This window comes from Kitasatospora brasiliensis (assembly GCF_032654805.1).
Taxonomy (GTDB): domain Bacteria; phylum Actinomycetota; class Actinomycetes; order Streptomycetales; family Streptomycetaceae; genus Kitasatospora; species Kitasatospora brasiliensis.
This window is the reverse complement of sequence record NZ_JAUOOW010000009.1, coordinates 209,700-223,533: the sequence shown is the minus strand read 5'-3', so window position 1 is coordinate 223,533 and position 13,834 is coordinate 209,700. Positions and strand designations below refer to the sequence as shown.

The 13,834-nt window shown below is 75.0% G+C and carries 13 protein-coding genes; 12 read left to right on the top strand and 1 reads right to left on the bottom strand.

Annotated elements, in window-relative coordinates:
- The first annotated feature begins 867 nt into the window (after positions 1 to 867).
- From QWJ13_RS31210 to QWJ13_RS31170, 9 genes are all read left to right on the top strand, one after another.
- Positions 868 to 1,278: a hypothetical protein gene (locus QWJ13_RS31210; protein WP_316528760.1), complete on the top strand. Its 411-nt coding sequence runs from the start codon at positions 868 to 870 to the stop codon at positions 1,276 to 1,278.
- A 32-nt stretch (positions 1,279 to 1,310) separates the two neighbouring features.
- Positions 1,311 to 1,736 carry a phage tail protein gene (locus QWJ13_RS31205; RefSeq protein WP_316528758.1) on the top strand — a complete coding sequence of 142 codons (426 nt, stop codon included), beginning with the start codon at positions 1,311 to 1,313 and terminating at the stop codon, positions 1,734 to 1,736.
- 51 nt (positions 1,737 to 1,787) lie between these two features.
- Entirely contained in the window at positions 1,788 to 2,510 is a 723-nt protein-coding gene (locus QWJ13_RS31200; protein WP_316528756.1) for a CIS tube protein, read from the top strand.
- Positions 2,507 to 4,273: a VgrG-related protein gene (locus QWJ13_RS31195; protein WP_316528755.1), complete on the top strand. Its 1,767-nt coding sequence runs from the start codon at positions 2,507 to 2,509 to the stop codon at positions 4,271 to 4,273. Before QWJ13_RS31200 ends, QWJ13_RS31195 begins: the two co-directional genes overlap by 4 nt.
- Positions 4,274 to 4,341: 68 nt before the next feature.
- Positions 4,342 to 4,653, top strand: a complete 312-nt coding sequence (locus tag QWJ13_RS31190) for a PAAR domain-containing protein (protein WP_316528754.1) — start codon at positions 4,342 to 4,344, stop codon at positions 4,651 to 4,653.
- Between the two features lie 73 nt (positions 4,654 to 4,726).
- On the top strand, positions 4,727 to 5,149 hold the full coding sequence (locus tag QWJ13_RS31185; protein ID WP_316528752.1) for a GPW/gp25 family protein: 423 nt from the start codon (positions 4,727 to 4,729) through the stop codon (positions 5,147 to 5,149).
- A complete protein-coding gene (locus tag QWJ13_RS31180; protein WP_316528750.1) occupies positions 5,149 to 7,098 on the top strand; it encodes a putative baseplate assembly protein in 1,950 nt (649 codons plus the stop codon). Before QWJ13_RS31185 ends, QWJ13_RS31180 begins: the two co-directional genes overlap by 1 nt.
- Positions 7,095 to 7,658 (top strand): phage tail protein, encoded by a 564-nt coding sequence (locus QWJ13_RS31175; RefSeq protein ID WP_316528748.1) that lies wholly within the window; start codon positions 7,095 to 7,097, stop codon positions 7,656 to 7,658. Before QWJ13_RS31180 ends, QWJ13_RS31175 begins: the two co-directional genes overlap by 4 nt.
- 3 nt (positions 7,659 to 7,661) lie before the next feature.
- Positions 7,662 to 8,690, top strand: a complete 1,029-nt coding sequence (locus QWJ13_RS31170; protein WP_316528747.1) for a zinc ribbon domain-containing protein — start codon at positions 7,662 to 7,664, stop codon at positions 8,688 to 8,690.
- Between the two features lie 110 nt (positions 8,691 to 8,800).
- On the opposite strand, the gene QWJ13_RS31165 is transcribed toward QWJ13_RS31170, so the two are convergent.
- The gene (locus QWJ13_RS31165) at positions 8,801 to 9,277 is read right to left on the bottom strand and encodes a signal peptide protein (RefSeq protein WP_316528745.1); all 477 of its coding nucleotides are present in this window, start codon (positions 9,275 to 9,277) and stop codon (positions 8,801 to 8,803) included.
- 324 nt (positions 9,278 to 9,601) lie between these two features.
- Between QWJ13_RS31165 and QWJ13_RS31160 the strand changes: the two genes are divergently transcribed.
- The 3 genes from QWJ13_RS31160 to QWJ13_RS31150 all read left to right on the top strand — a co-directional run bounded on the left by QWJ13_RS31160 (position 9,602) and on the right by QWJ13_RS31150 (position 13,769).
- The gene (locus QWJ13_RS31160) at positions 9,602 to 10,702 is read left to right on the top strand and encodes a PP2C family protein-serine/threonine phosphatase (RefSeq protein ID WP_316528743.1); all 1,101 of its coding nucleotides are present in this window, start codon (positions 9,602 to 9,604) and stop codon (positions 10,700 to 10,702) included.
- A 162-nt stretch (positions 10,703 to 10,864) separates the two neighbouring features.
- Positions 10,865 to 12,553, top strand: coding sequence for an enoyl-CoA hydratase-related protein (locus tag QWJ13_RS31155; RefSeq protein ID WP_316528741.1), 1,689 nt, complete (start codon positions 10,865 to 10,867; stop codon positions 12,551 to 12,553).
- Between the two features lie 133 nt (positions 12,554 to 12,686).
- A complete protein-coding gene (locus tag QWJ13_RS31150) occupies positions 12,687 to 13,769 on the top strand; it encodes an NADH-quinone oxidoreductase subunit B family protein (protein ID WP_316528739.1) in 1,083 nt (360 codons plus the stop codon).
- The last annotated feature ends 65 nt before the right edge of the window (positions 13,770 to 13,834 follow it).

The window sequence follows — 13,834 nt, the reverse complement described above, 5'->3', positions numbered from 1 at the left end:
GCGATCGTCCTCGCTGCCGCGTCGACGCCGCCCGTACCCGGGGCCACCGCTCCCGTCGACGCGGGCCCGGCGCCCGCGCGGCCCGTGGTCCCGGTCAGCTGGCCCACCACGCCCGCGCCGTCCCGTACGGACAGCGAATCGCGGGCGGCCGGCCCACAGGGCCCGCGTTCACATCCGGGCCGCGCGCCGGGCGCGGGGGACCATGCCGTCGTCGCCGCGCAGGCAATCTCGCGACAGCTCCGCTCCCCGGGGGCGGCTGTGCCACCAGGTCGCTCGTCCGGTTCGGGGGCGTCGCGCGGGATGGTCGCGGCTGTGCGGCGTGCAATGTCCCGGCGCTTGGCGCCCCGGCCGGATGAGCGGACGGTGGTCGGCCGGCCGTCAGTGCAAGCGAGTCCGGGGCTGCCAGGCTCCGCTCCGAAAGCAGTCGGCTCTGCGGACGAATGGCAGGGCTCGCCCGGCGGCCCCCGAACGGCGATGCCGGACACGGCGGGAGGTCCGGTGAAGCCGGGCCGCTCGCAGGGCGCACCGGCGTCGCGTGGGGTGTCGGGTGGTGTGCGGCGTGCGTTCTCCCGGCGCTCGGTGGACCGGCCGGATGGTCGGATAGCGGCCGACCATCCGCCGGCGCAGGCGAGCCCGGCTCTGCCAAACGCGGCTCCGAACGAGGCCGGGTCTACGGACCGATCGCAGGGCGCGCCCGGCCGCTCCCGAACGCTGGTGCCGAGCGCGGCGGGAGGCGGCCCAGCGCTGTCGGGCCGTTCTTCCGGTGCGGCGGCCGCTGTGCAACGTGCCGCCGCGCCGAGGTCCGCAGCGAGCCCCTCTTCCGGAGGAACCCCCGCCCCGCGCCCGCCGGTCGTCCGGCTCAGGCCCGTGGCGGCCCCACCGGTCCAGCGCCTCCCGGCCACGACCCGGCCCCCGCAGCCGTCCCCGGCCCAGCCGCCCGCCGGCGCCTCCGCACCCGCCACGCCACGGCACGTCCCGACCACCTCGCCCGCTCCCGCACCCGGCACCGCGCGGCTGCTGCAACGAGTGGCCGAGCAAGCGGGCCTGACCGGGGTGCCGCTGACCGCCGTACCGGCGCGCCCGCCCACCACGGTGCAACGCGCCCCGTCACCCCACCCCGCCGCAAACCCCGCGAAGCCCCCCGAAACGGCGCCGACCGGCCCCGCCGACCTCGACGAACTGGCCCGGCGCCTGGTCGAACCGGTCGGCCGCCTGCTGCGCACCGAACTGCGCAGGGGCCGGGAGCGCAGCGGCAGGCCGTACGACATGCGCCGCTGAACGGGAACCAGAGGAAGCAGGGAACGGAACCGATGACCGACACCATCTTCGCGTCCAGTGTGTTCTTCAGCCTGACCATCGGCGGCAACGACCTGGGCGAGTTCACCACCTGCTCCGGCCTCGGAGCCCAGGTGGAGATCGAGCAGTACGCGGAGGGCGGCAACAACGGCTTCGCCTGGCAGCTGCCCGGCCGCATCACCTGGTCCAACATCACGCTGACCCGCGCGGTCACCTCGGACAGCGCCAAGATCACCCGCTGGCTGGCCGAGATCGTCCGCAAGGTCGAGCCGAAGGACGGCGAGATCGTGGCGTTGCGGCCGGACCTCGGCCGGATCGTCGGCTGGCAGGTGCTCGGGATCGTCCCGGTGCGCTGGGAGGGCCCGTCCTTCGACCCCGCCAACTCCCAGGCGGCGATGGAGACCCTGGAGATCGCCCACGCGGGCCTGCGCCCGTCCTGACCGCGTTCCCGCTCACCCCCAACCGCCCGAGCCACCGGAAGGAGCACCAGGATGTCCCCAGCGGTCCCCGCGAGCGTCACCCGGGCCCAACTGACCATCATGGAACCACCGGCGACGGTCGGCGCCCAGCCCGGCGGCGCGCTCGCCCGCCTTCCGCTCCAGTTCAACCCGGCGACCCTGGTGCTGCGCAAGACCAGCGAGTGGCGGCGCACCCCGTCCCGGATGGCGGGCGAGAGCGCGCTGCCCGAGTTCGTCGGCAGCGGCCCGCGTTCGCTCTCGCTCGACGTGTTCCTGGACTCGACCGCGACCCATGACAACTCGGTGGAGCGGGCGGTGGAGCAGCTGATGACGGCGTGCGTGCCCACCCCGACCAGCCTGGCCCGCAAGACGCCGGCCAGCCCGTGGATCCGGCTGGACTGGGGCACCCTGAAGACCACCTCGTTCAACGGGGTGCTGACCGGGCTCTCGGTCACCTACACGCTCTTCGACGTCGACGGGAACCCGCTGCGGGCGACCTGCTCGCTCACCATCGACGAGGCGAGCGTCGACCCGGCCGGCCAGAACCCGACCTCCGGCTCGCCGGAGGCCCGCAGCACCCACCGGGTGGTCGCGGGCGACAGCCTGCCGCTGCTGGCCTGGCGGGCGTACGGGGACGCCACCGCCTGGCGCGCCATCGCGGAGGCCAACGACATCGACGATCCGCTGGCGCTGCTCCCGGGCGCGGAGCTGATCGTGCCGGCGGTCGACGAAGTGACCTCGGGCGGGCGGTCGTGACCACGCCCGAGGCCCGCGGCGGCCGCTCCTTCGCCGCCGATCCCGTCGTGGAGGCGCCCGGCCCGCTGCCGCCGATCTGGGCCGCCCAACTGGTGTCCTGCGACGTCGAGGAGAGCGTCGGCCTGCCCGACACCGCGGTGCTGTCCTTCCGGGACGCGAACCACGCCTTCCTCGCCGCCACCGGGATCACCATCGGCACCCCGCTGCGGGTGTCCGTGGTGACCGTCCAGGGGAACACCCGGGCGCGGCTGTTCACCGGCGAGGTGACGGCGCTGGAGCTGGAGGTGGACGCCACCGGCTCGTACACCGTGGTGCGGGCCTCGGCGGTCACCCACCGGCTGATGCGCGGGCGCCGGGTCAAGGCCTTCCGCAACATGACGACCGCCGACATCGTCCGCGAGGTCGCCACGGGCGCCGGGCTGACCTGCGGGAGGATCGACTCCTTCCCGGTGGTCCACCAGCAGCTCTCCCAGGCGAACGTCCCGGACTGGGAGTTCCTCCAGTTCCTGGCCCAGGAGAGCGGCGCCCAGGTGCGGGTGGACGACGACGGGAGGCTGGAGTTCGTCAGCCCCGAGGCCGCCTCCGGCGCGCCGGACCCTTCCACCCCCGCGCCGCGCAACCCGCTGGTGCTGGAGTACGGCCGCAACCTGCTGGAGCTGCGCGGGGTGCTGACCGGCGCCGGCGGCGCGGACACCGTGGAGGCGCGCGGCTGGAACGTCACCACCAAGAGCGCCCTGGTGGCCACCGAGCCGGCCGTGGCCTCCCGGACCGTGCAGCCGGGGATGGGCTCCCCGGCGCTGCCCGGCCGGGCCCGGCTGACGGTCGCCGACACCCCGTACCGCACCCAGGCGCAGGCCGCCGCCGCGGCCCGGTCGCTGGCCGCCTCGGTGGCCGCCGGCTTCGGGGAGCTGGAGGCCGTCGCGGAGGGCAACCCGCGGCTGCGGGCGGGCACCGCCGTCGCCCTGGGCAACGTCGGCGCCGCCTTCTCCGGCCGCTACACCGCCACCGGGGTGCGCCACCTGCTCGAACCGTTCCGCGGCTACCGCACCACCGTGGTGGTCAGCGCCGCCCCCGACCGTTCGCTCGCCGGGCTGGTCACCGGCGGCAACGCCCCGCCGCGCGGGCCGCGGATGCCCGGCCTGGCCGTCGCCGTGGTCACCGACGTCCGCGAGCCGGGCGGCGGGCAGCGCGGCTGGGTGAAGCTCATGTTCCCCTGGCTGGACGACAGTTACGTCTCCGACTGGGTGCGCACCGTGCAGTGGGGCGGCGCCGGGGGCGGCGGTGTGGTCAGCCCCGAGGTCAACGACGAGGTGCTGGTCGGCTTCGAGCAGGGGGACCTGGACAGCCCCTATGTGCTCGGGGGGCTCTACAACGGCGTGGACCGGCCCTCCCCGCATGACGTGCCGCTGGTCGACGCGGCCGCCGGGAAGGTCAACCGCCGTTCCGTGGTGTCCCGTTCGGGCCACCGGCTGGAGCTGCTGGACGTGCCGGGCGGCACGTCCGGCGTCCGGCTGGCCAGCGGCGACGGGACGTTGGAGGTCAGTCTGGACCAGCGGCGCGGCGAGATCGTGCTGACCGTCCACGGCCTCGGCGGCACGGCCGGCAGTACGGTACGGCTCTCCCCGTCCGGCATCACCCTGGACGCCGGCACCGGGACGGTCGACGTGCGCGGCGGATCGGTCACCGTACGGGGGACGGCGGCGGTCACCGTGGACGGCGGGGCCGAGGCGGTGCTCAAGGGAGCCTTCGTGCGGATCAACTGACGAAGCGTCACTGACTGGTGAAGCGTCAAAACCATCGCCCAGGAAACACTCGGAAACGGAGACCGCAGATGCCCCCCGCAGCCCGGACCGGCGACCTCACCGACCACGGCGGCGCCCTCACCACCCCGCCGCCGGGCGCCCTCAAGGTGGCGACCGTACTGATCGGCGGTCGCCCCGCCGCCGTGGTCGGCAGCATCCACGCCTGCGTCCCCCACGTGGAGATGGGCCCCGCCAACCTCGTCGAGCCCGAACTCGGCACGGTGACCGGGGGAGTGGTCCTGATCGGCGGCCTGCCCGCCGCCCGGATGGGCGACAAGACGACCTGCGGCGCCACCATCACCACCGGCGCGTTCAACGTGCTGATCGGAGGCGCGGCATGAGCGAGCGCAGCGAGCTCATCATCAGGAGGTGCGCGTGGGCGAATGCCCCTGCCGAGCGAAGCGAGGCGGGCGCATGAGCGGAAGCTTCATCGGCCGCGGCTGGGCCTTCCCGCTGCGGGTCAACGCCACCGGCGGCATCGGCATGGTGGAGCGCGACCGGGAACTCGCGGAGGCGATCCGGCTGATCCTCGGCACCGCCCCCGGCGAGCGGCCGATGCGCCCCGAATTCGGCTGCGGCATCCACGAGTACGTCTTCGCCCCGGGCGACAGCACCACCGCCGGGCGGATCGCCCGCGAGGTGCGCATCGCCCTGGAGCGCTGGGAGCCGCGGATCGAGGTCGAGGACGTCGTGATCGCCTTCGACAGCGTCGAGGAGGGCACCCTCTACATCGACGTCCACTACACCGTGCGGGCCACCAACGACCGCCGCAACCTGGTCTTCCCCTTCTACACCATCCCGGAGCACCCGGCGGCCGCGGACGGGGGCGGGCGCTGATGGCCCTGCCCTCCCCGAACCTGGACGACCGCCGCTTCCAGCAGCTCGTCGACGAGGCCAAGCGGTACGTCCAGCAGCGCGCCCCGGAGTGGACCGACCACAACGTCTCCGACCCCGGCGTCACCCTGATCGAGACCTTCGCCTACCTGGTGGACCAGCTGCTCTACCGGCTGAACCGGGTGCCGGAGAAGAACTACGCCGCCTTCCTCGACCTGCTGGGCATCCGGCTCTTCCCGCCCGCCGCGGCCCGGGCCGAGGTCGACTTCTGGCTTTCCGCCCCGCAGCCCGAGACGGTCCTGCTGCGGGCGGGCACCGAGGTCTCCACGCTGCGCACCGAGACCGACGACGCGGTGGTCTTCTCCACCGCCGAGGACCTGCCGATCGTGCCCAGCTCGCTGGAGCGGCTGGTCACCGTCACCGCCTCCGGCGAGCACGTCGACGCCACCGCCCGGCTGGCCGACGGCGCGGACGTGCCCTGCTTCCAGCCGCGCCCGGCCGCCGGGGACGCCCTGCTCCTCGCCCTGCCGGCCGTGGTGCCGCGCTGCATCCTGACCGTCCGGCTGGACAGCCGGGTGGAGGGCGTCGGCGTCGACCCGCGCCAGCCGCCGCTGGCCTGGGAGGTCTGGGACGGCGCGCGCTGGATCGGCTGCGAGACCGGCAGCGACACCACCGGCGGCCTCAACCGGCCCGGCGAGGTGGTGGTGTTCGTGCCCGCCGGGCACACCGCCTCGGTGGTCACCGGCCGGCGAGCCGGCTGGCTGCGCTGCCGGGTCACCGAGCCGCGGCCGGGCCAGCCGTTCTACTCCGAGTCGCCCACCATCCGCCGGGCCGAGGTGTTCACGGTCGGCGGCACCACGACCGCCGTCCACGCCCGGACCGTCCTCGACGCGCAGCTCGGCACCTCGGAGGGCGTCGCCGGCCAGCGCTTCCGGCTGGCCCGGCCACCGGTGCTGCTGGACGGTGAGCCCCCGGTGGTCGAGGTCGCCGCCGGGGACGGCTGGGAGCGCTGGACGCTGGTCGAGCACTTCGGCGAGTCCTCGCCCGCCGACCGGCACGTGGTGCTGGACGCGACCACCGGGGAGTTCCTCTTCCCGCCCGCCGTCCGCGAACCCGACGGCAGCCTGCGCGCCTTCGGCGCCGTCCCGCCCAAGGGCGCCCGGCTGCGCGTGCCGCACTACCGCACCGGCGGCGGGCTCGCGGGCAACGTCGCCCGAGGCACCGTCACGGTGCTGCGCAGCTCCGTCCCCTACATCGCCCGGGTGGACAACCGGGAGGCGGCGCGGGGCGGGGTCGACGGCGAGACCGTGGACAACGCCAAGGCCCGCGCCCCGCACCAGCTGCGCCTCCAGGAACGCGCCGTCACCGCGGGGGACTTCGAGCTGATCGCCCGCCAGGCCGCGCCGTCCGCCGCCCGGATCAGCTGCCTGCCCGCGGGCGCCGGGGATCCCGGTGCGGTCCGGGTGCTGGTGGTGCCCGACGCGGTCGCGGACGAGGGCGACCGGCTGCGCTTCGAGCAGCTGATCCCCGACGAGCAGGTGCTCGCCGCCGTCGCGACCGCCCTCGACGAGCGGCGGCTGATCGGCACCCGGCTGCTCGTCCAGCCCCCCGCCTACCAGGGCGTGACGGTGGTCGCCCGGCTGACCACCCGCGCCGCCGACCCGGACCGGGTTCGCGAGGAGGCGCTCGCCGCGCTGTACCGCCACCTCAACCCGCTGCGCGGCGGAGCGGACGGCACCGGGTGGCCGTTCGGCCGGGCCGTGCAGTACGGGGAGGTGTTTGCGGTGCTCCAGCGGGTGGCCGCCGTCGCGGGGGTCGAGGAGCTGCGGCTCTTCCCGGCGGACCCGATCACCGGGCGCCGGGGCGCACCCGCCGAACGGGTCGAGGTGCCACCGGACGCCCTGGTCTTCTCCCACCAGCACCAGGTCGTGGTCACCGCAGGTGCGTCATGACCCGTGCGGCGGTACCCGGGCTGCCCAGCCCGCACCCGATCGGCGGGCTGCTGCCCGCCCTGTTCGCCGACGACGACCTCGCCCAGCGGTTCACCGCCGGCCTGGACACCGTCCTCGCCCCGGTCTTCGCCACCCTGGACAACCTGCCCGCCTACTTCCGGCCCGGCCTCGCGCCACCCGACTTCCTCGACTGGCTGGCCTCCTGGGTCGCGGTGGAGCTCGACCCGGACTGGCCGGTGGAGGTCCGCCGCGCGGTGGTCGAACGCGCGGTGGAACTGCACCGCTGGCGCGGCACCCGACACGGCCTCACCGAGCGGCTGCGGCTGGTGCTCGGGGCCGGCGCCGAGATCGTGGACGGCGGCGGCGCCTCCTGGTCCACCGACCCCGCTGCCGCGCTGCCGCCCGCGCCGAGCGGCGAGGTGCTGGTCCGGGTCTGGCCGCTGCGCGGAGCGGCACCGGACGAAGGCCGGGTGCGGTCCGTCGTCACGGCGGGCTGTCCGGTCCAGCTGACCTGCCGGGTGGAGATCCTGCCCGGCCCACCCGGGCGAGCGGAGGGCTGAGGGATGCCGGTGTGCCCCGAATGCGGGACGGCCAACAAGGAGGGGGACGACTTCTGCGGCAACTGCGGCGCCTACCTCGGCTGGTCGCAGGGCCCGGCGGCCGGACCCGCGAGGGCCGAGGAGGTGTCCAAGACCGAGGACAAGGCCCCGGCGGAGCAGCCGCCCGCCCCCCAAGCAGCCGCCCCCGAAGCCTCCGTCCCGGCCCCCGCCCCCGAGCCCGCAGAGCCCACCGAAGCCCCCGAGCCGCAGAGCGACCCGGTGGCCGTCCAGCCCGCCAAGCCCGTCGCACCCCGCCCCGTCAGCCGGCCGACCGAGGCCGCCGAGCCCCAGGACGGCCCGCCCTGCCCCCGCTGCGGCACGCCCAACCTGCCCGAGCGGAAGTTCTGCCGTCGCTGCGCCGCCCCGCTGACCGCCACCGCGGCTCCGCCGAAGCCGCCCTGGTGGCGCATCCGTCGGCCGTTTCGTCGCCGGGTGCGGATCGGCGGCTCGGGCAACGCGCTGCGCCGCACCATCGCCCTGCTGGTGCTGATCGCCGTCGTGGTCGCCGGAATCCTGCTCTACCCGGCCGGCCGGGACGCCTTCCAGGACGTCCTGGACAAGCTCGGCAACACCGCGCCGATCACCCCCGCCGCCACCTCGGCGAGCGCCGCCGTCGAGGGCCATCCGGCGACCGCGGCCGACGACGGGCTCAGCAACACCTACTGGGGAGCGCCCGCGGTCGGGGACTCCGTCACCTTCTCCTTCCGCACCCCGTTCCGGCTGGTGGACCTGATCGTCCACACCGGCGCCTCCCCGGATCCGGAGCAGTTCCGGCAGCAGGCCCGCCCCACCGTCCTCGCCTTGGAGGTCACGGCGAAGGACGGCGAGGTCCACCGGCAGCAGGTCACGCTCGACGACCGGCCGGGCCCGCAGACCGTGCCGACCGGGCTCAGCGACGTCACCCAGGTGAAGCTCACCGTCCGCGAGGCCGCCGGCACCGGGCCCGGCCGCGCCGTCGCCCTCGCGGAGGTGGAGTTCTTCAAACGGACCTGACCTCACACCGGCAGCAGGCCCCCGCACCGCTGGGCGCCGATGTCGCCCCGGGCTCCCGGATGCCCTGGGCGCGATCCGAGGGCCCGCCACGTCCCCGAGGGCGGCCCGGCTCAGGCGTAGAGCGCCACCCGGGGCTCGATCGTCCCCTGGGCCGGGGCCCGCCCGATGACGGTGAGCCGGTACTGCTCGTTCAGGGTGTGGTGCCCGTGCAGGACGAGCTTCGCCGGGACGAGCCGGGTGTACAGCGTGCCGGTCTGGTTCCCGAGCGGCAGGGTCCGCCAGTGCCCGTCGGGGGCCAGCACCTCCAGCCGGATGCTCGACGGGGAGAGGAAGGGGCCGTTGGCGGGGGACTCGACGAGGACCTGCGGGGCCACCGTCCGGTCCGTCGAGGAGTCGTTGCGGTACGTGACGTTGATCGTCCGCTGCCCGTGGTCGGACGGCAGCGGGCTGCTCGGCAGCTCCACGAAGCGGACGGGCGGTGCGCCGGGCGTGGTGGCGACGGCGGGGGAGGCCACCGCGACGGTCGGCAGCGCGGCGAGGGCGGCGGCGAGCGCCAGGCTCCGACGGGGGATCTTCCGGGTGCGCATGGCGCCTCCTTCGGTCGACGGCCGGGTCACGGAGTGCGCCGATGGTCCCGACGGCAGGTCCGTAGGACACCACCCTGCCCCCTCACCCGGAAAGCCGCATGCGGCGAGCCCCCGCGAGGCCTGTCGGTAGCGGCGCCGGCACCGGCAGTGGCCGCCCGACTGGGCCGAACGTGCGAGCGCCGCGGCCGTCACGCCGCCGCACCGCCCCCGCCGGAGCCGGGAACCGTACCTTGGGCCGCAACCTCCGCTCCTCCGCGCGGGGGACGGCGCGAGAAGGGGAGGGACGGCGTGCGGGCGCGTTCCGTGGAGGAGCCGGGGCAGCGGATGCCGATCCTGATCCGGTACGGCCACCGCTCCTGGCTGGTGCCGCTGGCGGTGATGGCGCTGGTGGTGGGCGTGGACGCGGCCACCCCGGTCTCGTTCGCGTCCGTCAGCTGGCTGGTCATGGTGCCCGTGGTGGCCGGCGGGCTCTGCGGGCCGGCCGCCACCGGGCTGTTCGCCCTGCTCACGATCGCCGCCTATCCGGCCCTGGACAACATCTGGAGCAAGTCCCAGGGGGTGGAGGACTTCCTGCTGGTGATCGCCGGAGCCCTGCTCTCCGTGCCGATCAGCATCTTCCGCGCGCGGGCCGCCGCCTACGTCCGCCATCTCCAGGGCACCGCCGAGACCACCCGGCAGGTGGTGCTGCGCCCGGTGCCGCCGGGGTGGGGCGGGGTGGACTCGGCGGCGCGCTACCTGGCGGCGGACGTCGAGGCCCGGGTCGGCGGCGACTTCTACGACGTGCTGGCCACGCCGTTCGGGGCGCGGGTCATCCTCGGCGACGTCCAGGGCAAGGGGCTGCCGGCCGTCTCCGCGGCGGCGGCCCTGGTCGGCTGCTTCCGCGAGGCCGCCTTCCACGAGGGCGACCTGGCCACCGTCGCCTCCTGGCTGGAGGAGCGGCTGCACCGGCAGAACCTGCTGGCGGAGCGGCTGGGGGAGCGCGAGGAGCGGTTCGCCACGGCGGTGGTCATCTGGTTCCCGCTCGACGCGCCGGGGGAGATCGAGGTGGTCAACTTCGGCCACGACAGCCCGTACGTCCTCGGCCCCGCGGGCCTGCGCCAGCTGCCGCCGGGCGAGGGCGCCCCGATCGGGCTGGCCCAGCTGTCCGGCGGGCTGCCGGAGGTCCGGCGGCTGCGACTGGACGTGGACGAGACGATCCTGATCGTCACCGACGGGGTGACCGAGGCCCGCGACCGGGTGGGCACGTTCTTCCCGCTGCGCACCCACCTGGAGCGGCTGGCGAAGATCCCCGGTGCCGCTTCCCCCGGCCTCCTGGTCGACGAGGTGGCCGCCGCGGTCGTCCTGCACACCGGGGGCCGGCTGGGCGACGACACCGCGCTGCTCGCCGTACGGCAGATCGCCGGCGCCCGCGACGCCACCTGGTGACGCGGGCCGTACCTGACGTCCCGTCCGGCGCCCGGCCCGGGCCGGCCCGGCTCCGGCCGCCCGGGTGAACGCGCGGCGCGACATGCCGGACCGGCCGGGGGGCCGTCGGGGTGGCAGGGATGATCACCGGGTTCCCGGACCCCCACCCCGCCGGAGGCGGACATGCGGATTCTTCTCCTGGCCGGCGCGTTCAACAGCCTCAGCCAGCGGCTGCACGCCGAACTGCGCGATCGGCGCCACACCGTTGACCTCCAACTGGCCGGTGACGACGACGAGTTGCGCGATACGGTGAACCGCCTGCGGCCCGACCTGCTGCTCGCGCCGATACTGCGCACGGCCGTCCCGCGGGACGTCTGGTCCCGGCTCACCTGCCTGATCGTCCACCCCGGCCCGCCCGGAGACCGAGGCCCGTCCTCGCTGGACCGGGCGATCCAGGAGGGCCGCACCGAGTGGGGCGTCACCGTGCTCCAGGCCGAGGCGGAGATGGACGCCGGTCCGGTCTGGGCCTGGGCGCCCTGCCGGCTGCCGGAGTACGGCAAGAGCGACCTCTACCGCAACGAGGTCGCCGACGCGGCGGTGGCGGCCGCGCTGCTCGCCGTGGACCGCTTCGCCTCGAACGGGTACGAGCCGCAGCGCCAGTGCGGCCCCGGCTGGCACGCGACGGTGCGCACCCGGCCGGTGCTGCGCCAGCAGGAGCGCCGGATCGACTGGGCGGCGGACGCGACCGAGGAGGTGCTGCGCAGGCTCCGCGCGGCGGACTCCCGCCCCGGGGTGCTGGACGAGCTGTGCGGCGGCGCCTGGTACCTGCACGGCGGGCACCGCGAACCGCTGCTGTGCGGGCGCCCCGGCGAGCTGCTCGCCACCCGGGCCGGCGCCGTGTGCCGGGCCACCGTGGACGGCGCGGTGTGGATCCCCGAGCTGCGCCACCGCACCCCCGAGGGCCGTACGGGCATCAAGCTCCCGGCGGTGACGGCGCTCGGCGCCCTGCTGCCGCCCCTGCCGGAGGTGCCGGCGCCGCTGATGCCCGGCGAGGACGGCCCCCGGCCCTGGTCGGACATCCGCTACCGGGAGGAGGGCGCGGTGGGCTTCCTGCGCTTCTCGTTCCCGGGCGGCGCGATGTCCACCGAGCACTGCCGCCGACTGCTGGCCGCGTACCGCGTCGCCCTCGCCCGCCCGACCTCGGTGCTGATGCTCGGCGGCGGCCGGGACTTCTTCTCCAACGGCATCCACCTCAACGTGATCGAGGCCGCGCCGGACCCGGCCGTCGAGTCCTGGGACAACATCACCGCGATGGACGAACTGGTCGACGCGGTGCTCACCACCACCGACCGGCTGGTGGTCTCCGCCGTCGGCGGCAACGCGGCGGCCGGCGGCGTGATGCTGGCGCTGGCCGCGGACGAGGTGTGGTGCCGCGCCGGCTCCGTCCTCAACCCCCACTACCGGCTGATGGGCCTGTACGGGTCGGAGTACTGGACGTACACCCTCCCGCGCCGGGTCGGCGGGCCGGCGGCCGAGCGGCTGACCCGCCAGGCGCTGCCGGTCTCCTCGGCCACCGCCGAGCGGATCGGCCTGGTGGACCGGGTGCTCGCCCGCGGGCCGGAGGAGTTCGGGCCGGCCACCGCCCACCTGGCCGGGCTGCTGGCCGCCTCGCCCACCACCCAGCAGCGGATCGCGGCGAAGAAGGCCGCGCGGGAGGCCGACGAGCGGGCGAAGCCGCTCGACGCCTACCGGGAGGAGGAGCTCGCGGTGATGCACCGGCAGTTCTTCACACCCGAATCGCCGTACCACGCGCTGCGTTCCGCGTTCGTCCACAAGCGCCCCGCGACCACGGGCCTGGGTGTCCGGGCATGACCCGAACGGCCGTATCGGGCTTGCCTCCCCGGGCCCCGGTTCGCGCGGTGCGGACCGGCGCGCGGCCCGAACCGTTGTTATGACTGGCTTTTGAGCCACTTCGTCCGGCTCCCATCCCCGAGGAGGCATCCTCATGGGTGCTGCAACACCTGCAACAGCCTCAACAGCGGACAAAGCTGCGACCACCGACACCGACGTGGTGCACATCCTCTGGATCAACGCCGGCCTCAGCTGCGACGGCGACTCCGTCTCGCTGACCGCCGCGATGCAGCCGAGCATCGAGGAGATCGTCACCGGCGCGCTGCCCGGCCTGCCGAAGGTCGCGGTGCACTGGCCGCTGATCGACTTCGAGTGCGGCCCGGTCCAGGGCGCGGACAACTTCGTCGAGTGGTTCTTCAAGGCCGACCGCGGCGAGATCGAGCCGTTCGTGCTGGTCGTCGAGGGGTCCATCCCCAATGAGAAGACCAAGAAGGAGGGCTATTGGTGCGGCTTCGGCGACGACCCGGCCACCGGCCAGCCGATCACCACCAGTGAGTGGCTGGACCGGCTCGCCCCCAAGGCGACCGCCGTGGTGGCGATCGGCACCTGCGCCACGTACGGCGGCATCCACGCGATGGCCGGCAACCCGACCGGCGCGATGGGCGTCCCCGACTACCTGGGCTGGGACTGGAAGTCGAAGGCCGGGCTGCCGATCGTCTGCGTGCCGGGCTGTCCGATCCAGCCCGACAACTTCGCCGAGACGCTCACCTACCTGCTGTACCAGCTGGCCGGCTCCGCGCCGATGATCCCGCTCGACGACAAGCTGCGGCCCGCCTGGCTGTTCGGCGCCACCGTGCACGAGGGCTGCGACCGCGGCGGCTACTACGAGCAGGGCCAGTTCGCCACCGACTACGGCACCCCCGAGTGCCTGGTGCGGCTCGGCTGCTGGGGCCCGGTCGTCAAGTGCAACGTCACCAAGCGCGGTTGGACCAACGGCATCGGCGGCTGCCCGAACGTGGGCGGCATCTGCATCGCCTGCACCATGCCGGGCTTCCCGGACAAGTTCATGCCCTTCATGGACCCGCCGCCCGGCTCGCGGCTCTCCTCCGCGGCCAGCAGCACGTACGGCACGCTGATCCGCCGGCTGCGCGCGATCACGCTGAACACCCTGGACAAGGAACCGAAGTGGCGCCACTCCGGCCGCCACCTGACCACGGGCTACCGCCCGCCCTGGTGACGCCGCAGGGCCGCACACCGCCCGGTGTGCGGCCCGTCACCGCTGCCTCCGCCCCCGATCAGAGA

Coding starts and splice junctions, on each gene's coding strand:
- QWJ13_RS31205 (WP_316528758.1), top strand. CDS start 1,311: ATGACCGACACCATCTTCGCGTCCAGTGTGTTCTTCAGCCTGACCATC.
- QWJ13_RS31200 (WP_316528756.1), top strand. CDS start 1,788: ATGTCCCCAGCGGTCCCCGCGAGCGTCACCCGGGCCCAACTGACCATC.
- QWJ13_RS31190 (WP_316528754.1), top strand. CDS start 4,342: ATGCCCCCCGCAGCCCGGACCGGCGACCTCACCGACCACGGCGGCGCC.
- QWJ13_RS31185 (WP_316528752.1), top strand. CDS start 4,727: ATGAGCGGAAGCTTCATCGGCCGCGGCTGGGCCTTCCCGCTGCGGGTC.
- QWJ13_RS31180 (WP_316528750.1), top strand. CDS start 5,149: ATGGCCCTGCCCTCCCCGAACCTGGACGACCGCCGCTTCCAGCAGCTC.
- QWJ13_RS31175 (WP_316528748.1), top strand. CDS start 7,095: ATGACCCGTGCGGCGGTACCCGGGCTGCCCAGCCCGCACCCGATCGGC.
- QWJ13_RS31170 (WP_316528747.1), top strand. CDS start 7,662: ATGCCGGTGTGCCCCGAATGCGGGACGGCCAACAAGGAGGGGGACGAC.
- QWJ13_RS31165 (WP_316528745.1), bottom strand. CDS start 9,277: ATGCGCACCCGGAAGATCCCCCGTCGGAGCCTGGCGCTCGCCGCCGCC.
- QWJ13_RS31160 (WP_316528743.1), top strand. CDS start 9,602: ATGCCGATCCTGATCCGGTACGGCCACCGCTCCTGGCTGGTGCCGCTG.
- QWJ13_RS31155 (WP_316528741.1), top strand. CDS start 10,865: ATGCGGATTCTTCTCCTGGCCGGCGCGTTCAACAGCCTCAGCCAGCGG.
- QWJ13_RS31150 (WP_316528739.1), top strand. CDS start 12,687: ATGGGTGCTGCAACACCTGCAACAGCCTCAACAGCGGACAAAGCTGCG.